This is a genomic window from Allobosea sp. 117 (genome assembly GCF_000702305.1).
Lineage (GTDB): Bacteria > Pseudomonadota > Alphaproteobacteria > Rhizobiales > Xanthobacteraceae > Ancylobacter.
The window spans coordinates 263,642-283,465 of the sequence record NZ_JNLC01000011.1 but is presented as its reverse complement, the minus strand read 5'-3'; the positions used below and the strand labels follow the sequence as shown (position 1 = coordinate 283,465).

The 19,824-nt window shown below is 69.3% G+C and carries 19 protein-coding genes; 12 read left to right on the top strand and 7 right to left on the bottom strand.

What is annotated here, in order from left to right; all coding sequences use genetic code 11:
- Window positions 1-59 precede the first annotated feature (59 nt).
- Complete coding sequence (locus U742_RS0108035) at window positions 60-746, top strand: GntR family transcriptional regulator (RefSeq protein ID WP_029351824.1); 687 nt, start codon at window positions 60-62, stop codon at window positions 744-746.
- Between the two features lie 3 nt (window positions 747-749).
- Here the strand turns inward: U742_RS0108035 and U742_RS0108030 are convergent, their stop codons facing one another.
- Both U742_RS0108030 and pxpB read right to left on the bottom strand, forming a co-directional pair.
- The gene (locus tag U742_RS0108030) at window positions 750-1,784 is read right to left on the bottom strand and encodes a 5-oxoprolinase subunit C family protein (RefSeq protein ID WP_051660947.1); all 1,035 of its coding nucleotides are present in this window, start codon (window positions 1,782-1,784) and stop codon (window positions 750-752) included.
- On the bottom strand, window positions 1,781-2,563 hold the full coding sequence (gene pxpB, locus U742_RS0108025; protein ID WP_051660946.1) for a 5-oxoprolinase subunit PxpB: 783 nt from the start codon (window positions 2,561-2,563) through the stop codon (window positions 1,781-1,783). The genes U742_RS0108030 and pxpB overlap by 4 nt, the downstream gene beginning before the upstream one ends.
- Before the next feature lie 96 nt (window positions 2,564-2,659).
- On the opposite strand from pxpB, the gene U742_RS0108020 reads away from it, so the two are divergent.
- Window positions 2,660-3,436: a LamB/YcsF family protein gene (locus tag U742_RS0108020; RefSeq protein WP_029351818.1), complete on the top strand. Its 777-nt coding sequence runs from the start codon at window positions 2,660-2,662 to the stop codon at window positions 3,434-3,436.
- A 4-nt stretch (window positions 3,437-3,440) separates the two neighbouring features.
- On the opposite strand, the gene U742_RS0108015 is transcribed toward U742_RS0108020, so the two are convergent.
- The gene (locus U742_RS0108015) at window positions 3,441-4,343 is read right to left on the bottom strand and encodes a LysR family transcriptional regulator (RefSeq protein ID WP_029351816.1); all 903 of its coding nucleotides are present in this window, start codon (window positions 4,341-4,343) and stop codon (window positions 3,441-3,443) included.
- Window positions 4,344-4,466: 123 nt separating this feature from the next.
- Between U742_RS0108015 and U742_RS0108010 the strand changes: the two genes are divergently transcribed.
- Both U742_RS0108010 and U742_RS0108005 read left to right on the top strand, forming a co-directional pair.
- Entirely contained in the window at window positions 4,467-5,957 is a 1,491-nt protein-coding gene (locus tag U742_RS0108010) for a CoA-acylating methylmalonate-semialdehyde dehydrogenase (protein WP_029351814.1), read from the top strand.
- Between the two features lie 170 nt (window positions 5,958-6,127).
- Window positions 6,128-7,195 (top strand): YeiH family protein, encoded by a 1,068-nt coding sequence (locus U742_RS0108005; protein ID WP_081852889.1) that lies wholly within the window; start codon window positions 6,128-6,130, stop codon window positions 7,193-7,195.
- Window positions 7,196-7,211: 16 nt separating this feature from the next.
- Here the strand turns inward: U742_RS0108005 and edd are convergent, their stop codons facing one another.
- The 3 genes from edd to zwf form a co-directional block, all read right to left on the bottom strand.
- The gene (gene edd / locus U742_RS0108000; protein WP_029351810.1) at window positions 7,212-9,053 is read right to left on the bottom strand and encodes a phosphogluconate dehydratase; all 1,842 of its coding nucleotides are present in this window, start codon (window positions 9,051-9,053) and stop codon (window positions 7,212-7,214) included.
- A gap of 48 nt (window positions 9,054-9,101) precedes the next feature.
- Window positions 9,102-9,800 carry a 6-phosphogluconolactonase gene (gene pgl / locus U742_RS0107995; protein WP_029351808.1) on the bottom strand — a complete coding sequence of 233 codons (699 nt, stop codon included), beginning with the start codon at window positions 9,798-9,800 and terminating at the stop codon, window positions 9,102-9,104.
- Between the two features lie 121 nt (window positions 9,801-9,921).
- Window positions 9,922-11,400, bottom strand: a complete 1,479-nt coding sequence (zwf, locus tag U742_RS0107990; protein ID WP_029351806.1) for a glucose-6-phosphate dehydrogenase — start codon at window positions 11,398-11,400, stop codon at window positions 9,922-9,924.
- Between the two features lie 720 nt (window positions 11,401-12,120).
- Here zwf and U742_RS0107985 point away from each other — a divergent pair.
- From U742_RS0107985 to U742_RS0107950, 8 genes are all read left to right on the top strand, one after another.
- The gene (locus U742_RS0107985; RefSeq protein WP_029351804.1) at window positions 12,121-13,131 is read left to right on the top strand and encodes a Bug family tripartite tricarboxylate transporter substrate binding protein; all 1,011 of its coding nucleotides are present in this window, start codon (window positions 12,121-12,123) and stop codon (window positions 13,129-13,131) included.
- 212 nt (window positions 13,132-13,343) lie between these two features.
- Complete coding sequence (locus tag U742_RS0107980) at window positions 13,344-13,847, top strand: tripartite tricarboxylate transporter TctB family protein (RefSeq protein ID WP_029351802.1); 504 nt, start codon at window positions 13,344-13,346, stop codon at window positions 13,845-13,847.
- 75 nt (window positions 13,848-13,922) lie between these two features.
- Complete coding sequence (locus tag U742_RS0107975; RefSeq protein WP_029351800.1) at window positions 13,923-15,428, top strand: tripartite tricarboxylate transporter permease; 1,506 nt, start codon at window positions 13,923-13,925, stop codon at window positions 15,426-15,428.
- Between the two features lie 281 nt (window positions 15,429-15,709).
- On the top strand, window positions 15,710-15,877 hold the full coding sequence (locus tag U742_RS23170) for a hypothetical protein (RefSeq protein ID WP_156034167.1): 168 nt from the start codon (window positions 15,710-15,712) through the stop codon (window positions 15,875-15,877).
- Window positions 15,874-16,596 carry a GntR family transcriptional regulator gene (locus U742_RS0107965; protein ID WP_029351798.1) on the top strand — a complete coding sequence of 241 codons (723 nt, stop codon included), beginning with the start codon at window positions 15,874-15,876 and terminating at the stop codon, window positions 16,594-16,596. The genes U742_RS23170 and U742_RS0107965 overlap by 4 nt, the downstream gene beginning before the upstream one ends.
- A gap of 210 nt (window positions 16,597-16,806) precedes the next feature.
- On the top strand, window positions 16,807-17,277 hold the full coding sequence (locus U742_RS0107960) for a tellurite resistance TerB family protein (RefSeq protein ID WP_029351796.1): 471 nt from the start codon (window positions 16,807-16,809) through the stop codon (window positions 17,275-17,277).
- Between the two features lie 147 nt (window positions 17,278-17,424).
- Window positions 17,425-18,234, top strand: coding sequence for a glutamine amidotransferase (locus tag U742_RS0107955; protein WP_156034166.1), 810 nt, complete (start codon window positions 17,425-17,427; stop codon window positions 18,232-18,234).
- 296 nt (window positions 18,235-18,530) lie between these two features.
- The gene (locus tag U742_RS0107950; RefSeq protein WP_029351793.1) at window positions 18,531-19,358 is read left to right on the top strand and encodes an EAL domain-containing protein; all 828 of its coding nucleotides are present in this window, start codon (window positions 18,531-18,533) and stop codon (window positions 19,356-19,358) included.
- A gap of 33 nt (window positions 19,359-19,391) precedes the next feature.
- Here U742_RS0107950 and arfB read toward each other — a convergent pair whose 3' ends face one another.
- Window positions 19,392-19,820, bottom strand: a complete 429-nt coding sequence (gene arfB / locus U742_RS0107945; protein WP_029351791.1) for an alternative ribosome rescue aminoacyl-tRNA hydrolase ArfB — start codon at window positions 19,818-19,820, stop codon at window positions 19,392-19,394.
- Window positions 19,821-19,824: the final 4 nt, after the last annotated feature.

Sequence of the window (19,824 nt, the reverse complement as noted above, 5' to 3'; positions counted from 1 at the left end):
GCATGAGTGGCCGAATCAGCGGCCGCCTGCCGCGCGAGCGCAGTGGAGGGAGACGGCACGTGAAGGTGAACGCCACGGATATCGGCCAGATGGCCTCGGCGTCCGACGTGATCTTCGACGCCCTGCGCGAGGCCATCGCCCGCGGCGACGTGAAGGAGGGGCAGGTCCTGCGCCAGGACCACATCGCCCGCATGTTCAACGTCAGCCGCATTCCCGTGCGCGAGGCGCTGACGCGGCTCGAGGAGCAGGGCCTCGTCTCGACGCAGCGCTATCGCGGCGCGGTGGTCGCCTCGCTCTCGATCGACGAGGTGCGCGAGATCTTCGAGTTCCGCGCCCTGCTGGAGCCCGAGGTGCTGCGCCATTCGATTGCCCGCATCTCGGACGAGGCGCTGGCGGAAGCCGCGACCTATGCCGAGGCCTTCGGCACCGAGCACGATTCCGCGAAATGGGGCGATCTCAACCGCCAGTTCCACTACACGCTCTATCGCGAGGCCGGTCGGCCCTATTACCTGCAGACCATCAGCGCCGCCCTCGACCGCGTCGACCGCTATCTGCGCGCCCAGCTTGTGCTGACCGACGGCATGGAGCGCGCCCGGCGCGAGCACGAGGGCATATTGCGCGCCTGCGTCGCCCGCGATGCCGACCTCGCGGCGGAGCTCACCCGCGCGCACATCCTCGGCGCCAGCCAGTCTCTGGTCGCCTTCCTGGAGCGCACCCGCAAGGAGAACGGCGAAGCCCTGGTCTAGAACTCACGGCTCGCCGGACGTATCGCGCCCCGAGACGACCCCGCTGATGAGGTTGGCCGCCAGCAGCCGCTCGGTGGTCGGCGCGGCATGGTCCGCCGCGGGCGCCAGCGCGGCGATCAGCGCGCGCTCTTCATCGGCCGCCGCCCGGGCGATGGCGATCGCCTCCTCGGGCGAAACGGCGGAGAACCGGACCTCGTCGCCCGGGCGCCGCTGGCCGATGCGGCCGAGATCGGCGGAGATGACGGTGGCGATCTTCGGGTAGCCGCCCGTGCTCTGCCGGTCGGCGAGCAGCACCACCGGTCGGCCATGTCCCGGCACCTGGATCGAGCCGTTGACGATGCCGTCCGAAATGATGTTGAAGCCGTCGCGGTGCGCCAGCACCGGCCCGTCCAGCTCGGCGCCCATGCGGTCGGCCCGCACCGAGACGGTGAAGGGCGCGCCCAGCAGCGTCGCCACCGCCTCCTCGGTGAAGGCGTCCGCCTGCGGGCCGAGCACGACGCGCACCGGCCCGCCGAAATCCGGCGGCTGCGGACAGCCGAGCAGCGGCGCTGCGGCGTCCTGATCCCCGCCGATAGGGATCTCGTCCCCGGCCTCCAGCCGCCGGCCGCGAAAGCCGCCGATGCTAGAGCGCGTATGGGTCGAGCGGCTGCCGAGCACCGGCGCGACCATGAGCCCGCCGGCGAGCGCCAGATAGCCGCGCATGCCGCCGCGTGCCGTGCCGATCCGCACCCGGTCGCCACGGCGAAGCGCATGGGCGCGCCACGCCGCCGCCGGCCGGTCGTTGATCGACAGCGGGAAATCGGCGCCGGTCAGGGCGAGGCGGACCGCATCCGCTTCCACCACGAATTCCGGCCCGGCCAGCGTGATCTCGAGCACCGCCTCGGCGAGCGGGTTGCCGACCAGCGCATTGGCGAGATGCATCAAGCGGCGGTCGATCGCCCCGGAGGCCGAGATGCCGTGGCGCTGCCACCCGACGCGCCCCTCGTCCTGCACCGTGGTCAGCGCGCCGCCGGAGATGAAGCGCAGATGCCCGCTCACGAGGTGGCACCGCTGGGGGCTCCGCCGGCTTCCTCCGGCGCGACGATCTCCTCGCCCGCCTCGGCGGCCCGGATCAGCGCGGCATGCCCGGCGGCGTCGACCGCGTGGAAGCAGATCAGGTCGCCCGGCCCGAACAGGAAGGGCTGCTCCCGGCGCGGATCGTAGGAACGCGCCGCCGTGCGCCCGAGCAGATGCCAGCCGCTCGGCACCTCCATGGGCGGGGAGACCGCCGCCTGCCGCCCGCCGATCGAGATGCTGCCCGGCGGCGTCTTCGGGCGCGGCACCTCGCGCCGGCTGGTGACGAGACGCTCGTCGAGGCCGCCGAGATAGGCGAAGCCCGGCGCGAAGCCGATCATGTAGACCCGGTAGGTCGGCGCCGTGTGCAGCGCCACCACCTCGTCGGTGGTGAGGTCGTGCGCACGGGCGACGAAATCGAGATCGGCGCCCATCTCGCCGCCATAGCACACCGGCACGCGCCACAGCCGCCGCGCCCCGGCGGCGCGCTCCGGCGGCGGCCAGAGCTCGCGGACGGCGGCGGCGATGCCGGCATGGGTCGCCACCAAGGGATCGAACAGCACCAGCAGCGAACGATAGGTCGGAACCGTCTCGATGACCCCGGCCACATGCCGGGCGGCGAGCGCCTCTTCCAGCGCCACCACGCGCGCATTTATGGTCTCGTCGATGGCGTCGCCCAGCTCGACGGAAAGCGCCGCGTCCCCTGCGGGCAGGAAGCGGGGCTGCCGGTAGCCGGGATGGTGGATCGTCTCGGCGTCGGTCATCTCGGGCTTTCGCGGCGCGGATACGAGCGGGCGCCGAATCTTGCTACACCGATGCGGCGCGCGGCGCCAAGGCTGCGGTTCAGGACGGGCAGGGACATGCGGGCCATCGACCTCAATTGCGACATGGGCGAGGGCTTCGGCGCCTGGAGCATGGGCGACGACGCGGCCATGCTGCGCATCGTCACCTCGGCGAACATCGCCTGCGGCTTCCACGCCGGCGACCCGCATGTGATGTTCGCGACGCTCGCCGCGGCGAAGGCGAACGGCGTGCAGTCCGGCGCGCATCCCGGCTTCCGCGACCTTTCGGGATTCGGCCGCCGCGCCTTCGCGAAGGTGGACCCGGCCGAGATCGAGCGGGAGACCCTCTATCAGACCGGCGCCATCGCCGCTTTGGCGCGCGCCGCCGGCACGGCGATCCGCCACGTGAAGCCGCATGGCGCGCTCGGCAATCTCGCGCAGGAGGACGACGCGTTGGCCGAGGCCATCGCCCGCGCCATCAAGGCCTTCGATCCGGCATTGATATTCCTCGTCATGCCGGGCCTCGCCATGGAGCGGGCGGCCGCGAAGTACGGACTCAAGGCCGCGCGCGAGATCTATGCCGACCGCGCCTATGCCGACAGCGGCAATCTCCTGCCGCGTGGGCAGCACGGCGCGGTGATCCATGATGCGCAGGCCGCCGCCGCGCGCGTCCTCGCCATGGTGGAGGAGGGCGCGGTGATCTGCGCCTCCGGCAAGCGCATCCCCTGCACCTTCGAATCGGTGTGCGTGCATGGCGACACGCCGGGTGCCGTCGCCATGGCGCAGGCAATCCGCGCGCGGCTGGAGGAAGCCGGATACGCCATCCGGCCCATGGCGGAAATCGTGCTGGCGTAAGGGTTTACGCCGCCGCAGCCTTCGCCGCGACGAAGCGCCCGCGCGCGGCCTGCACCTCGCCGACGATGAAATCCTCGACCTCGGCGACGCGGCGCAGGTCGCGCACATCGGCATGGGTCACCAGCCAGTAGGAGCGGCGGAAGGCGATCTCGGGCAGGATGCGCACCAGCTCGCCATGCGTCTCGGCGGCATAGTCGTGCAGGATGCCGACGCCCGCACCCGCCCGCACCGCCTCCATCTGGCCGACCACGCTCGCGCATTCGAGCCGCCGTGCCTCGAGCTCGCGGAACGCCTCGAAATAGTCGAGCGCCGGCGAGTAGACGAGGTCCGGCACATAGGTGACGAGGATGCGCCCGGCCAGCGCGGCGAGATGGGCGATCGGGCCGGTGCGGGCAAGGTAGTCGCGCGAGGCATAGACCCCCAGCGTGTAGTCGGTGAGCTTGCGCGCGATCAGCCGCCCCTCGCTGGGCCGCTGCAGGGTGATGGCGATGTCGACCTCGCGCTTCGGCAGCGAGAAGCTGCGCGGCAGCGGCGCGAGCTGGATGGTCAGCTCCCGGTGCCGTTCCGCCAGCGCGCCGAGCCGCGGCGCCAGGAAATAGGTGCCGAAGCCGTCCGGCGCGCCGATGCGCACCGTGCCGGCCAGAGCGAGGTCGACATTGCCGATCGCCGACTGCGCCTGCAGCATCTCGCTCTCGATCCGCTCGGCATGGGCAAGGAGGCGCTCGCCGGCGGGGGTGAGGGCGCTGCCGGTGGTGCGCCGCTCGACGAGCCGGGTGCCGAGGCTCGCCTCCAGCGCCCCCAGCCGCCGGCCGATGGTCGCATGGTCGAGCCCGAGCTTGCGCGCCGCCGCCAGCATCTGCCCCTCGCGCGCCACCGCGAGGAAGATGCGCAGGTGATCCCAGTCCATGATCCCCTTCGCCATCTCTGCCCATTTGCGCACAACGGATGAGGATTCATCGTCGTTGAAGTGAGGCGTTTCGGCAAGCACAACGAAAGGACATCAAAGCCCCGGAAAGGGAAGGGAACGCGCATGGCGCTCATCGGTCATTTCATCGACGGCAAGGTCGTCACTCCCGCCGCGCGCACCGCGCCGGTGTTCGATCCTTCGACCGGCCAGCAGTCGGGCGAGGTGCTGCTCGCCTCGACCGCGACCGTCGGCGAGGTGGTCGCCAGCGCCGCGAGCGCCTTCCCCGGCTGGGCCGACACGCCGCCGCTGACCCGCGCCCGCATCATGTTCAAGTTCAAGGCGCTGCTCGACCGCGACATGGACAAGATCGCCGAGGCGATCACCCGCGAGCACGGCAAGACCTTCGAGGACGCCAAGGGCGAGGTGACCCGCGGCATCGAGGTGGTCGAGTTCGCCTGCGGCATCCCGCATCTCATGCGCGGCGACTTCACCGAGCAGGTGGCGCGCGGCGTCGACGTGTTCTCGGCCCGCCACCCGGTCGGGGTGGTGGCCGGCATCACCCCGTTCAACTTCCCGGCCATGGTGCCGATGTGGATGTTCCCGGTGGCGCTCGCCTGCGGCAACGCCTTCGTGCTGAAGCCCTCCGAGAAGGACCCCTCGGCCTCGCTGCTGCTCGCCGAGCTGCTCATCGAGGCCGGCCTGCCCAAGGGCGTGTTCAACGTCGTGCAGGGCGACAAGGAAGCGGTCGACGCGCTGCTGACCCACCCGGACATCGCGGCGGTGAGCTTCGTCGGCTCCACCGCCATCGGCGAATATGTCTACAAGACCGCCTGCGCTCACGGTAAGCGCGCCCAGGCGCTGTGCGGTGCCAAGAACCACCTGGTGGTGATGCCCGACGCCGATCTCGACAAGACCGTCGACGCGCTGATGGGCGCCGGCTACGGCTCGGCCGGCGAGCGCTGCATGGCGGTCTCGGTGGCGGTGGCGGTCGGCGGCGTCGGCGACGCGCTGCTCGAGAAGCTGGTGCCGAAGGTGCAGGCGCTGAAGGTCGGCCCCGGCCTCGACCCCGAGAGCGAGATGGGCCCGCTGGTCACCAAGGCGCATTTCGACAAGGTGAAGTCCTATATCGACGACGGCGTCGCCGCCGGCGCGAAGCTGGTGGTCGACGGGCGCGGCCTCAGGCTGCAGGGCTATGAGGGCGGCTATTTCCTCGGCGGCACGCTGTTCGACGACGTGACGCCGGACATGAGGATCTACAAGGAAGAGATCTTCGGGCCGGTGCTCTCGGTGGTCCGCGTGCCGGACTATGAGGACGCCCTGAAGCTGGTGAACGACCACGAATATGGCAACGGCGCCGCCATCTTCACCCGCGACGGCGACGCCGCCCGCGCCTTCGACCGCGACGCCAAGGCCGGCATGATCGGCATCAACGTGCCGATCCCGGTGCCGGTGGCGTTCCATTCCTTCGGCGGCTGGAAGCGCTCGATCTTCGGTGATCGCAACGTCTACGGCATGGAGGGCGTCGGCTTCTACACCAAGATGAAGACCACCACCGCCCGCTGGCCGACCGGCATCCGCTCCGGCGCCCAGTTCGTCATGCCGACGACGGGGTGACGGTTTCCATGGCGATGGCCGGGACAGGTCCCGGTCATCGCCGCGGCAGCGCCCCAAGGATCACGTCGCGATCGCGGATAATCAATCTCATAATCAGAACGTTTTAAGCTAAACAATATATTTTACTAATCGATCATCCGCTGCGACTCTTGCCGCAGAGGACCAGATCGATGTCATCCATTCTCGACGCCCAGGGCGTCCCGGCCGCATCCACCCGTTCAACGCATCGCATAGTGGCGCCGCAGGAAGCCCATGTGGGCATCCTGCCGGGCCTCGTGCTGGTGGCGGTCATCGTCGGGGCCGCGCTGGCGCTGCGGCAGATACCGGGCGCCGGCGTTCTCAGCCCGATGATCCTCGCCATTCTGGTCGGCATCACCTTTCACAACGTCGTCGGCACGCCGGTCCGCGCCAAGGCGGGCGTGCATTTCGCCATGCGCCGGCTGCTGCGCCTCGCCATCATCCTTCTCGGGCTCCAGCTCACCGCGGCGCAGATCGCCGAAGTCGGCGCGGCGGGGCTGACGATCATCCTGCTCGCGCTGGTGGCGACCTTCCTCTTCACCGTCCGCCTCGGCCGCCTGCTCGGCGTCGAGGCCAAGCTCGCCGAGCTGATCGCGGCCGGCACCTCGATCTGCGGCGCCTCGGCCGTGCTGGCCACCAACACCGTGACCCGCGCGTCCGACGAGGACGTCGCCTATGCGGTCGCCTGCGTGACCGTCTTCGGCTCCATCGCCATGTTCGCCTATCCCCTGCTCGCCGGTCTTCTCGGCCTGTCGCCGCACGCCTTCGGCCTGTGGGCCGGCGCCTCGATCCACGAGATCGCGCAGGTGGTGGCGGCCGCCTTCCAGAACGGCACGCAGGCGGGCGAGTTCGGAACGGTCGCCAAGCTCGCCCGGGTGATGATGCTGGCGCCGGTGGTGATCGCGCTCGGCGTGATGGCGGCCGGCCGCGCGCGGCGCGCCGGCACGCCCGCCGCTCAGGCGAGGCCGCCAGTTCCGTGGTTCGTGCTGGGCTTCGTCGCGCTGGTGGGCGTCAACAGCCTCATTGCCATCCCGGCGGACATCAAGGCGGCGGTCGCCTTCGCCACCACCCTGCTGCTGTCGGCCGCGCTCGCCGCGATGGGGCTGGAGACCGACATCGCCAAGCTGCGCGCCAAGGGCCTGCGCCCGCTCATGCTGGCGCTGGCGGCCTCGCTCTTCATCGCCGGCTTCAGCCTCGCGCTGATCGAGGCCTTCATCTAAGCGGAACCGGTGGCCCTCACGCCACCGCGAAGATCGTCGCCCCGCTATCCGCCGTGCCGACCGCGGCGCGGAAGGCGCCGAACAGCTCGCGCCCGACGCCGGCATGGCTCGCCGAGAGATCGGCGGTGACGGGCGAGCGCGCCGCCCATTCCGCCGGATCGACCTTCACGGTCAGCGTGCCGGCGACCGCGTCGACCCTCACGATGTCGCCCTCGCGGATCAGCGCGATCGGCCCGCCATCGGCCGCCTCGGGCGTCACATGGATGGCGGCCGGCACCTTGCCGGAGGCGCCGGAAAGCCGCCCGTCGGTCACCAGCGCGACCTTGTTGCCGCGATCCTGCAGCACGCCGAGCGGCGGCATCAGCTTGTGCAGCTCCGGCATGCCGTTGGCCTTCGGCCCCTGGAAGCGCACCACCGCGACGAAATCGCCCCTGAGATCGCCCGCCTTGAAGGCCTTCTGCAGCTCCTCCTGGGAATGGAAGATGCGCGCCGGCGCCTCGATGACGTGGCGCTCGCTGGCGATGGCGGAGGTCTTGATCACCGCCCGGCCGAGGTCGCCGGAGAGCAGCTTGAGGCCGCCGGTCGGCTGGAAGGGCTGGGCCGCGCCGCGCAGCACCGCTTCGTCGCCGCTCGTCGCGGTGCCGTCGCGCCAGCTCAGCGCGCCGTCGTTGAGCACCGGCTCCTTGGTATAGGCGTCGAGCCCGCCGCCCCACACCGTCTCGACATCGCCGTGCAGCAGCCCGTCGCCGAGCAGCTCGCGGATGACGAAGGCCATGCCGCCGGCGGCATGGAAATGGTTCACGTCCGCCTTGCCGTTCGGATAGACGCGGCACAGCAGCGGCGTGACGTCGGCAAGGTCGGAGAAGTCGTCCCAGGTCAGCTTGATGCCGCCGGCCGCCGCCATGGCCACCACATGCAGCGTGTGGTTGGTCGAGCCGCCGGTGGCGTGCAGCCCGACGATGCCGTTCACGAAGGCCTTCTCGTCCAGCATGCGGCCGACCGGCGTGTAGTCGTTGCCCAGCGCGGTGATCGCCATCGCCCGCTCGGCGGCCGCCGTGGTCAGCGCCTCACGCAGCGGCGTGTTGGGGTTGACGAAGGAGGCGCCGGGCAGATGCAGGCCCATGATCTCCATCATCATCTGGTTGGTGTTGGCGGTGCCGTAGAAGGTGCAGGTACCCGGCCCGTGATACGAGAGCGACTCGGCCTCGAGCAAGGCGTCCCTGCCTACCTTTCCCTCGGCGAAGAGCTGGCGGATCTTCGCCTTCTCGTCGTTCGGCAGGCCCGAGGTCATCGGCCCCGCCGGCACGAACACCGCCGGCAGATGGCCGAAAGAGAGCGCGCCGATGACGAGGCCTGGCACGATCTTGTCGCAGATGCCGAGGAAGACGGCGGAATCGAAGGTCTGGTGCGACAGCGCCACGGCGGTCGCCAGCGCGATGACGTCGCGCGAGAACAGCGACAGCTCCATGCCCGCCTCGCCTTGCGTCACGCCATCGCACATCGCCGGCACGCCGCCGGCAACCTGAGCGACGCCCCCCGCCGCCCGCGCCGCCGCGCGGATCAGCTCCGGATAGCGCTCATAGGGCTGGTGGGCGGAAAGCATGTCGTTATAGGCGGTGACGATGGCGAGGTTGGCGCCGGGCCCCTCGCGCAGCATCGCCTTGTCGGAAGGCCCGCAGGCGGCAAATCCATGCGCCTGGTTGGCGCAGCCGAGCTTGGCGCGGCTTGGCCCCTTCTCGGCAGCGGCCGCGATGCGGTCGAGATAGCGTGCGCGGCTGTCATGCGAACGCCGGGCGATGCGCTCCGTCACCTCCGCGACGCGGGCATTGACATGCTGGGACGGGGCTGGGGCGGCCATGGGCACCTCCTGGCTTGAACGGGCAAAAGACGGTGGCGTCCTGACGGATCAGGGACACCAGAAAATCTCAGGCGGCCGCGCGGCGCCGAGCACCGCGCGCACCGGCATTTCCATGACATCGTCGCCGGCGAGCGCCGCATCGAGCACGGTGCGCTTTCCCGCTCCCTCGATATGGAGCGCCAGGGCGTCGGCCGCCAGCAGCACCGGCAGAGTCAGCGTGATGCGCGGCTCGCCGGCACCCGGCGCGCGCATCGGGATGAGGCCGAGGCTCGCCGCAGGATCGAGCGCGTCGGCCAGCCGGTCGCCGCCCGGAAAGAAGGAGGCGGTGTGGCCGTCATCACCCATGCCGAGCACCGCGCAGGCGAGCGGCCATGACAACTCCTCCAGTGCCTCGTTCACCGCGAACAGCCCGTCCTCCGGCGTCGGCGCGTCATTCGCGAGCGGCACGAAGCGGGCGGCGGCGGCCGGACCTGTGAGCAGGTGCGCGCGCACCAGCGCGGCGTTGGAACGGTCCGAGGTCTCGCGCACCCAGCGCTCGTCGACCAGCGTGATGCCGACCTTGCCCCAGTCGAGCGGCTTCTGCGCCAGCGCGTTGAGGAAGCGCACCGGCGTACGCCCGCCCGACACCGCGAGGCTGGCATAGCCGTCCCGCGCGAGCCGCGCCTCCAGCGCCACGGCTACGAAGCCGGCCAGCCCCTCGGCGAGCGCCAGGCCGTCGTCGAAGGCATGGAAGGGCGGCGCGGTCATTGGCGACCCGCTCCGGACCGGGGTGCGAGTGGGAGCATCCTTCGAGGTGCCGGCCGCAGGCCGGCCTCGAAGCACGCAGGCACCCGGACGCCCCGTCCTCGAGCCACAGGCGCATGAACCCTCATGCGCCGTCTTCCAGCCACGTGCGGCCGTCGCGCTCGATCAGGGCGATCGAGGCGGACGGACCCCAGGTGCCGGCGGTGTAGGGGCGCGGCGGGTCCTTCTCGTTGCGCCAGGCGTCGAGGATCGGATCGACCCAGCGCCAGGCCGCCTCCACCTCGTCGCGCCGCATGAACAGCGTCTGGTTGCCCCGCACCACGTCGAGGATCAGGCGCTCATAGGCGTCCGGATTGCGCACCTTGAACGCCTTGGCGAAGCTCATGTCGAGCGGCACGTGCGAGAGGCGGATGCCGCCGGGGCCGGGGTCCTTGATCATCAGCCACAGCTTCACGCCCTCGTCGGGCTGCAGGCGGATGACGAGGCGGTTCGGATCGATCGGCCCGACGCTCTCGCCGAACACCGAATGCGGCACCGGCCGGAAGGCGACGACGATCTCCGAGACGCGCGAGGCGAGCCGCTTGCCGGTGCGCAGATAGAAGGGCACGCCGGCCCAGCGCCAGTTCTCGACCTCCGCCTTCACGGCGACGAAGGTCTCGGTCTGGCTGCGGTTGGAGCCGAGCTCCTCGAGATAGCCCGGCACCGCGCCGCCGGCCGAGGCGCCGGCGCGATACTGCCCGCGCACGGTGACGGCGGCGACATTGTGCTCGTCGACGGGCTTCAGCGCGCGCAGCACCTTCAGCTTCTCGTCGCGCACCGCATCCGCGTCGAGCGAGGAGGGCGGCTCCATGGCGACCAGGCAGAGCAATTGCAGGATGTGGTTCTGCACCATGTCGCGCAGGGCGCCCGCCGTGTCGTAATAGCCGGCGCGCTCCTCGACGCCGAGGCTCTCGGCGACAGTGATCTGCACATGGTCGATATGCGCGTTGTTCCACAGCGGCTCGAACAGCGCGTTGGCGAAGCGCAGCGCCATCAGGTTCTGGACGGTCTCCTTACCGAGATAGTGGTCGATGCGGTAGACGCGGTCCTCCGGGAAGATGCGCCCGACCTGCTGGTTGAGCTTCAGCGCCGAGGCGAGGTCCTTGCCGATCGGCTTCTCGATGACCACCCGCGCGCCGTTCTCGGAGAGCCCGTATTTGCCGAGCCGCTCGCAGATCGGCCCGAAGAGCTGCGGCGCGGTGGCGAGGTAGAAGACGCGGATGCCCTCGGCCTGCTGCGAGAGCATGCCGGCGAGCTCCAGCCAGCCCTGCTCCGCCTCGGCCTCGACCGGCACATAATGGAGGCGCGCCAGGAACCGGTCGATCTCCGGCCCCTGCATTTCGCTGGCCGGCACATGGTCCACCAGCGCCTGCCGGGCGAAGGCGCGGAACTCGTCGTCGGTGAACACGCGCCGCGACACGCCGACGATGCTCGCCTCCGCCGGTAGCTGCCCGGCGAGATCGCGATGAAACAGCGCCGGAATCAGCTTGCGGCGCGCCAGGTCGCCGGTGGCACCGAACACGGTAAGCACGAAAGGCGCCACCGGAATTACGCGGCTGGTCATGTCGAACGGGTCTCCCTCGATCGCCCGGCCGCCTCGATGACGGCGGGCGCTGCCCTGACGCTGGCGGCCTGCGGAGCAGAGCGCCGCCTCCGGCCGCCCCGATCTTCTAGCAAAAACGATTCCGGATCGCGACAGAGGTCGCCTCGCTCCTCGCCGAAACCGGGAAGGGCGGGCGGTTTTGGAAAAATTCGATGCTGCAACGCAGCGTCAACTGCCGCATCAAGCCGGCTTACATGGCCGGAAACGGCGATCTATTTGTACGCGAAGTATTCACGGCGTCGATCGTTCGAGGCGCCGAAGCTGTCGCCACACGGCCAGGGCACCCACCGCAGCGGTCCGAGACCGCCATCCCGTCTACCGTATGCCAAGGGAAAAGGGTTCGGATTCAACGGCTTATTTAATACAGCATGGGGTATACTGTAATGCATTATTATGCATGCCAAGGCTGGCATCTCAAATGCCAGAAAATGGTGATATGACACAAGGACTTACCTTGCGTCGCACAATTCCACTTTGGAATTAATACTTGGCAGCGACCAATTCTTGGTACACCTTATTCTACATAATAATCGATGCAGCCGACCAAACGGTTGCGTGAGATTGGGTGGAAACGTCATTCGCTACGGTATTGCCGGCGCGAGGGCGGCTTATTGCTCACAACAAATGCCGACATTCAAAAGAGCGGCAACTCGCCAAACCCCTTTGGGAAGGAAACGCTAGATGAAACACCTGCACGCCTTCGGCCTCGGCGCGGCGGCCGCCCTGGGCATGTCCCTCCTGTCGCTGAACCCGGCCGCGGCCTGGGAACCGACCAAGCCGGTCGAGTTCATCGTGCCGGCCGGCACCGGCGGCGGCGCCGATCAGATGGCCCGCACGCTCCAGGGCATCATCGCCAAGCACAGCCTGATGCCGACGCAGCTCATCGTCATCAACAAGTCGGGCGGCGCCGGCGGCGAAGGCTTCCTCGACGTGAAGAACTCGAAGGCCAATCCGCACAAGATCGTCATCACGCTCTCGAACCTGTTCACCACCCCGCTCGCCACCGGCATTCCCTTCAACTGGAAGGACCTGACCCCGGTCGCCATGCTGGCGCTCGACGAGTTCGTGCTCTGGGTGAACGCTGAGAAGCCCTACAAGACCGCCCAGGACTATGTCGCCGCCGTCAAGGCCGCGCCGGACGGCACCTTCAAGATGGGCGGCACCGGCTCCAAGCAGGAAGACCAGATCATCACCGTCGCCCTCGAGAAGGCGATCGGCAAGAAGCTGACCTACATCCCCTACAAGGGCGGCGGCGAGGTCGCGGTGCAGCTCGTCGGCGGCCATGTCGACTCCACCGTCAACAACCCGATCGAGGCCGTCTCCCAGTGGCGCGGCGACAAGGTGCGCCCGCTCTGCGTGTTCGACGAGAAGACGCTGCCCTACACCGACAAGATTCAGGGCGACCTGTCCTGGTCCTCGATCCCGACCTGCAAGTCGGCCGGCGTCGACGTCGAATACCTAATGCTCCGCGGCATCTTCATGCCCCCGGGCGTCTCGCAGGAGCAGGTCGACTACTTCGTCACCCTGTTCAAGAAGGTGCGCGAGACCCCCGAATGGCAGCAGCTCATGAAGGACGGCGCCTTCAACCAGACCTTCATGGCCGGGCCTGAGTTCAAGGCGTGGGTCGAGGGTGCCGAGAAGAACCACAAGGCGCTGATGCAGGAAGCCGGCTTCATCGCCGCCGCCAACTGAGGTCCGCCTGGAGGCGGCACCGTCTATCCCCGCGGCGGGACTCCCGCCGCGGGGTTTCCGATCCGCTCCGGCGCCCGCGAGGCGTGGCGCCCGAAGGATCCCGCGAAACGGTTCCGGCGAAACGGAACCCCTGATCATGAGCTTGCGTGAGCGCCATGGCGGCGGGGAATCCCGGCGACCGGCCCCTTGCGCGGATTTTCGGAGATAAGGTGATGGAAGAAGCTCCCCACGGCGCCGCGGGCTCGGGGCCGTCCCAGCGCAGCGTCGAGCTCGGCACCGCGCTTCTGACGCTGCTGTTCGGTCTCATTGTCGTCTATGGAAGCTGGAAGGTCGGCTTCGGCTGGGGCGCCGACGGCCCGCAGGCCGGGTTTTTCCCCTTCTATGTCGGCCTCATCATCGTCGGCTGCAGCCTGATCAACCTGCTCAGCGCGCTGCGCGAGGACCCGCGCGTACTCTTCGCCGAATGGGGCCAGCTCGGCCAGGTGCTGAAGGTGCTGGTGCCGACCACGCTCTACTGCCTCGCGGTGGAGCCGCTCGGCATCTACCTTCCCTCGATCCTGCTGATCACCGTCTTCATGAAATGGCTCGGCAAATATGGCTGGGGGCTCACCGCCGCCATCGCCCTCGGCGTGCCGGCCGCCTTCTACCTCGTCTTCGAGAAGTGGTTCCTCATTCCGCTTCCGAAGGGTCCGATCGAAGCCCTGCTGGGCCTGTGACGCCACGCCAATCCGGAAAACGAGGGTGCGGGCCGGCGACAAGCGCGGCGAGACCGGCACCCGAGGGAAAGCGCCATGTTAGATAATTTTCTCAATCTCTGGCACGGGTTCTACATCGCCGGCGACCCGTTCAACCTGCTGCTGATGGTGGTGGGCATCCTGCTCGGCGTGATCATCGGCGTGCTGCCGGGCCTCGGCGGCGCCAACGGCGTCGCGATCCTGCTGCCGCTCACCTTCTCGATGTCGCCGACCTCGGCGATCATCCTTTTGTCCTGCATCTACTGGGGCGCGCTGTTCGGCGGCGCCATCACCTCGGTGCTGTTCAACATCCCCGGCGAGCCGTGGTCGGTGGCCACCACCTTCGACGGCCACCCGATGGCGCGGCAGGGCAAGGCGGGCGAGGCGCTCACCGCGGCCTTCACCTCCTCCTTCGTCGGCGCCTTCGTCGCCATCATCATGATCACGCTGGTCGCCCCGCTGGTCGCCAGCTTCGCGCTGCAGTTCGGCCCGGCGGAGAAGTTCGCGGTCTACTTCCTGGCCTTCTGCTCCTTCATCGGCATGAGCAAGGAGCCGCCGGCCAAGACCATCGTCTCGATGATGATCGGCTTCGCGCTCGCCGCCGTCGGCCTCGACATGGTCACTGGCCAGTTGCGCCTCACCTTCGGCTTCGAGGAGCTGCTGAACGGCTTCGACTTCCTCATCGCGGTCATCGGCCTGTTCGGCATCGGCGAGATCCTGCTGACCATGGAGGAAGGCCTCGAGTTCCGCGGCAAGGCAGCGAAGATCGACGCCAAGGTCGTGCTGCGCACCTGGGCCACCCTGCCGAAGTATTGGGCGACCTCGATCCGCTCCTGCATCATCGGCTGCTGGATGGGCATCACCCCGGCGGGCGCCACCCCGGCCTCCTTCATGGCCTACGGCATCGCCAAGCGGGTGTCGAAGAACGGCAAGAACTTCGGCAATGGCGAGATCGAGGGCGTGGTCGCCCCCGAGACCGCCGCGCATGCCGCCGGCACCTCGGCGCTGCTGCCCATGCTCGCCCTCGGCGTTCCGGGTTCGCCCACCGCCGCGGTGCTGCTCGGCGGCCTGTTGATCTGGGGCCTGCAGCCCGGCCCGATGCTGTTCGTCGAGCAGAAGGAGTTCGTGTGGGGCCTGATCGCCTCCATGTATCTCGGCAACCTCGTCGGCCTGTTCGTGGTCCTCACCACCGTTCCGCTGTTCGCCGCGATCCTGCGCATCCCCTTCTCGATCATCGCCCCGGTGATCCTGGTGATCTGCGCGATCGGCGCCTACACGGTGAACAACAACGTGTTCGACGTGGTGATGATGCTGGTGTTCGGCGTGATCGGCTACGTGCTGAAGAAGACCAGCTACCCGCTGGCGCCGCTGGTGCTCGCCATCGTGCTCGGCGACAGCGCCGAGGAGGCGTTCCGCCAGTCGCTGCTCGGCTCGGGCGGCTCCATCTCGGTGTTCTGGTCGAACCCGCTGGTGTCCACGATCATGGCGCTCGGCCTCGTCGCCGGCTTCTGGACGCTGATCTCCGGCGCGATCGCCCGCTTCCGCGTCGCCCAGCCCGCCTGAGCGGGACGGCACGCCCCACCACAGGGTCCGCCGCCTCCGAATGGGCGCGGCGGACCTCAAGATCGACCGGCCCCGCTCACCACGGTCCGGTCGCCGGCCCGGTGAGGATGCGGCGCAGGCCGCACCCTCACCCGATCCCTCCCACGCAAGCGGAGAGCGGAGCTCGGGCATTCGGAAGACGCGGGCGCCACCCGCGCCGGTCGGACGCCGAACAGGCCATGAGGCGACCGGCCGGCGCGAGGCGCCGTTCACATAACGCTCCGGATCGGGAGGCTACGCCAATGATCTGCCCCGCCACCGCGACCGCGCTGAGGCCGAAGATGCCCGCCGTCGCCCTGACTTCCTCCGCTGCGGCCGCGGCCGCCCTGTCCCTCGCCACCGGCCACGCCCTCACCGGCCACACCGCCGCCGGCATCCCCGCCCGGGGACGCCGCAAGGAGGCCGCATGATGAGCATCGACGCCACCGTCCGGCGCGCGCCGGGCGCCTCCAAGCTGTCCGTCGCGCCGCTGGAGGACACCTCGACCTTCAAGAACCGCGCCTATAGCGCGCTCAAGGAGGTCATCGTCTCGCTGAACATCTACGACCAGCCGCACGAGGTCCGCCTCGACGAGCGACAGCTCGCCCAGAGCCTGGGCGTCAGCCGCACCCCGGTGCGCGAGGCGATGGCGCAGCTCGAGCGCGAGGGCTTCGTCCACTCGGTGCCGCGCCGCGGCATCTATGTGGTGCGCAAGACCAGGCGCGAGGTGATCGAGATGATCCAGGTCTGGGCGGCGCTGGAGAGCCTCGCCGCCCGCCTCATCACCCTGCATTCCTCGGATGAGGAGATCGGCCGGCTCCGGCAGATGTTCACCACCTTCGAGGACGGCACCCTGCACGCCAAGCTCGACGAATATTCCGAGATCAACATCCACTTTCACCAGACCATCATCGCCATGGGCGGCAACGGCGTGCTCGTCAGCCTCGCCGAGAACCTGTTCACCCACATGCGCATGATCCGCCGCAAGACGATCGGCGAGGAGGACCGGGTGATCCGCTCCATCCAGGACCATCTCGCCATCATCCAGGCGCTGGAGGCGCGCGACACCGAGCGGGCGGAGGCGCTGGTGCGCAGCCACGCGCTCGGCCTCGCCGACCATGTCGCCCGGCACGCCGACTATCTGGAATGAGCGCGGGCGAAGGCTCTCGTCCGTGCTCGACACTGCCCCGGCGGTACCCACCGCCGGGGCATTTTTCCTGAAGCACCCGATCGGGTCGGAATCGCCTCCCGGTCCGGCATGTTGCGACTGCTCACGCTTTCGGATAACGACGATCCTGGCCGTGGTGCACGCCTGTCGTCCGCGGCCTCGACATCCGTCCGCGCCGTCCGAGGGAGCCGCATGCTGCGCGCCTTGACCGACTTCATTGCCGAGATCGCCGGCGGGCAGCGCGAGGCCGTCTTCGCCGAGAACGACTACCGGCTGGCCGCCGCGGCGCTGCTGGTCCATGTCGTCACCATCGACGGGGTGATCGGCGCCGACGAGATGGAGAAGCTGCGCCGCATCCTCGCCCATCGCTTCGACCTGACCGCCGAGGAGGCCGACACGCTGCTCGAGGCCGGGGTCGCCCGCGATGCCGAGGCGGTCGACCTCTATGCCTTCACCAGCGTGCTGAACCGCGCCCTCGACGACGACGGTCGCCGGCGCATGGTGGAGATGATGTTCGAGGTCGCCTATGCCGATGGCGGGCTGACCGAGTTCGAGGACAATCTGGTCTGGCGCGCCGCCGAGCTTCTCGGCGTCTCCTCGCGCGATCGTGTGCAGCTCCGCAAGAAGGTGCGCGACGCCCACGAAGCCGACGGCGAAGCCTGAGGCGGATGGCGAGGCCTGAGGCCGCCGCCGGCACGGCACGTTTCACCGACACAAGAAAAAATCGGGCCGCACGGCCGCCCGACGGCCCGCCGGGTGCCTTGAAACCACCGCGAATCCATGTAGTTTTGAATTATGGTGCGGCGCGGCATGGGCCCGTCCGCGCGAAGCCGCCGGAGAAAAATGTCGTCCTCGATCCTGATCGTGCTTCACCAGGAGCACTCCTCGCCCGGACGGGTGGGGCTGCGTCTGGTCGAGCGTGGCTTCCGGCTCGACGTGCGCCGCCCCTGCCTCGGCGACCCGCTGCCGGAGACGCTGGACCAGCACGCCGGCGCCATCATCTTCGGCGGGCCGCAGAGCGCCAATGACTGCCACGACTATGTGCGCGCCGAGATCGACTGGATCGGCGTCGCGCTGAAATCCGGCAAGCCCTATCTCGGCATCTGCCTCGGCGCGCAGATGCTGGCGCGCCATCTCGGCGCCCGCGTCGAGCCGCATCCCGAGGGGCTGGTGGAGATCGGCTACTATCCGATCCGCCCCACCGTCGCCGGCACCGGGCTGTTCGCCGGGCGCAACGGCGCGGACGAAGGAGCCGATGCCGAGGGCAACGGCTCGCTCTGGCCCGACCATGTCTATCACTGGCATCGCGAGGGCTTCGAGCTGCCCGCCGGGGCGCAGCTCCTCGCCGAGGGCGAGGCCTTCCCCAACCAGGCCTTCCGCTATGGTCCGGCCGCCTACGGCATCCAGTTCCACCCCGAGGTCACGCATCACATGATGTGCCGCTGGACCACGCGCGGCAGCGAACGGATGAACCTGCCCGGCGCGAGGCCGCGCCAGGCCCATTTCATCGACCGCCTGCTGCATGACGGCCGGGTGCGGCTCTGGCTCGACGCCTTCATCGACCACTGGGTCGGCGCGCAGGGGCGCACGCCCGGCGGCGCCACGCCGCAACCTGCCTGACGCCTGTCTTCGGACGGCATATCCGTCGGATTTTCGCTGCTTTTGTCTCCAATTGCGCCCTGCCCGTTGAGCGGGCGTCAACGCCGTTCGACAACCCCTCCGAAACGTCTCCCCGTCACGATGTAGGTTGCAGGTCCGGCACGCCGGAGCCCTTTCCGATCAGGTGGGATCACCCGATCGATGAGAAAGTGCTCTCGCATCAAAGGCTGGAGCATTTTCCGATCGCGAAAGCCGATCGACTTTCGCGGAAAATGCTCCAGGGCGTGCCGCTCCCATGACAACGAGGGACGAGCGAGATGAGCCTTCCGCAACGCGTGTTGCGCGACCCGCCGGGCGAGGCGGGGCCGACCGAGCGTGCGGCGCCGCTCGCCATGGAGCTGCGTCAGGCGCTCGAGGCGAGCCGGCTGACGCCGCACTATCAGCCAGTGTTCGAGCTCAGGAGCGGGCGCATCGCCGGCTTCGAGGCGCTGATGCGCTGGGAGCATCCCACGCGCGGCCTGTTGGAGACCGCCGGCTTCGCCGCCGCCTTCGACGACCCCGAGCTGGCCGGCGCGCTCAGTGCGCGCCTGCTCGACGATGTCGGCCGCCATATGCTCGGCTGGCGTGCCGGCGGCTATGCGCCCGGCGAGATCGCCCTCAACGTCTCGGACCTGCAGCTCCGCCAGGGCGGGCTCGCCGAGAGCCTCGCCGTCTGGATCGAGGCGCAGCGCCTGAAGCCGGCGCAGGTGGTGATCGAGCTCGCGGAAGGCACCGAGTTCGGCCCCGGCAGCGGAGCCGCCGCCGAGCTCCGGCGCCTCGCCGCGCTGGGCGTGACGGTGGCGCTGGATAATTTCGGAGCCGGAACGGCTTCCATGGTGCTGCTGCGGCAGATCGAGGTGAACCGCGTCAAGATAGCTCGGCAATACATCGCCCGGCTGGAGGACGAACCGGACGACGCCGGCCTCGTCGCCGGCCTCATCGGCTTCGCCCGCAGCCTCGGCATCAAGACGGTGGCCGAAGGCGTCGAGCGCCCCTCGCAGCTCTCCATGCTGACGGCGGAAGGCTGCGACTACGCGCAGGGCTATCTGCTCGGCCGGCCGATGGCGGCGCCCGCCGTGCCGCTCTTCGCCGGGGGAATCGGCTGATCGGGGTTCATTCGGTCAGGCTCCGAGCCGGCCTCACTCCTCGCCGCCGGCCGGCTTCTCGCGCCGCGTCGCCTTGACGCCGGAGCGCCGCGCCTTGCTCTCCAGGCGCCGCAGCTTCGAGCCGAGCGTCGGGCGCGTCGGGCGTCGCTTCACCGGCACCACCAGCGCCTGGCGGATCAGCTCGGCGAGACGCTCGCGGGCGTCCTGCCGGTTCTGCTCCTGGGTGCGGAAGCGCTGCGCGACGATGACGATCACGCCCTCGCGGGTCAGCCGCCGCCCGGCGAGCGATGAGAGCCGGGCCTTGACCCCTTCGGCGAGGCTCGGCGAGCCGCGCACGTCAAAGCGAAGCTGGACAGCGGTCGAGAGCTTGTTGACGTTCTGCCCGCCGGGACCCGAGGCGCGCACGAAGCTTTCCTCGATCTCGTCCTCGCCGAGCGAAACTGAGGGCGTGACGACGAGCATGATC

Coding starts and splice junctions, on each gene's coding strand:
- pxpB (WP_051660946.1), bottom strand. CDS start 2,563: ATGACCGACGCCGAGACGATCCACCATCCCGGCTACCGGCAGCCCCGC.
- U742_RS0108020 (WP_029351818.1), top strand. CDS start 2,660: ATGCGGGCCATCGACCTCAATTGCGACATGGGCGAGGGCTTCGGCGCC.
- U742_RS0108015 (WP_029351816.1), bottom strand. CDS start 4,343: ATGGACTGGGATCACCTGCGCATCTTCCTCGCGGTGGCGCGCGAGGGG.
- U742_RS0108010 (WP_029351814.1), top strand. CDS start 4,467: ATGGCGCTCATCGGTCATTTCATCGACGGCAAGGTCGTCACTCCCGCC.
- U742_RS0108005 (WP_081852889.1), top strand. CDS start 6,128: ATGTCATCCATTCTCGACGCCCAGGGCGTCCCGGCCGCATCCACCCGT.
- edd (WP_029351810.1), bottom strand. CDS start 9,053: ATGGCCGCCCCAGCCCCGTCCCAGCATGTCAATGCCCGCGTCGCGGAG.
- pgl (WP_029351808.1), bottom strand. CDS start 9,800: ATGACCGCGCCGCCCTTCCATGCCTTCGACGACGGCCTGGCGCTCGCC.
- zwf (WP_029351806.1), bottom strand. CDS start 11,400: ATGACCAGCCGCGTAATTCCGGTGGCGCCTTTCGTGCTTACCGTGTTC.
- U742_RS0107985 (WP_029351804.1), top strand. CDS start 12,121: ATGAAACACCTGCACGCCTTCGGCCTCGGCGCGGCGGCCGCCCTGGGC.
- U742_RS0107980 (WP_029351802.1), top strand. CDS start 13,344: ATGGAAGAAGCTCCCCACGGCGCCGCGGGCTCGGGGCCGTCCCAGCGC.
- U742_RS0107975 (WP_029351800.1), top strand. CDS start 13,923: ATGTTAGATAATTTTCTCAATCTCTGGCACGGGTTCTACATCGCCGGC.
- U742_RS23170 (WP_156034167.1), top strand. CDS start 15,710: ATGATCTGCCCCGCCACCGCGACCGCGCTGAGGCCGAAGATGCCCGCC.
- U742_RS0107965 (WP_029351798.1), top strand. CDS start 15,874: ATGATGAGCATCGACGCCACCGTCCGGCGCGCGCCGGGCGCCTCCAAG.
- U742_RS0107960 (WP_029351796.1), top strand. CDS start 16,807: ATGCTGCGCGCCTTGACCGACTTCATTGCCGAGATCGCCGGCGGGCAG.
- U742_RS0107955 (WP_156034166.1), top strand. CDS start 17,425: ATGGGCCCGTCCGCGCGAAGCCGCCGGAGAAAAATGTCGTCCTCGATC.
- U742_RS0107950 (WP_029351793.1), top strand. CDS start 18,531: ATGAGCCTTCCGCAACGCGTGTTGCGCGACCCGCCGGGCGAGGCGGGG.
- arfB (WP_029351791.1), bottom strand. CDS start 19,820: ATGCTCGTCGTCACGCCCTCAGTTTCGCTCGGCGAGGACGAGATCGAG.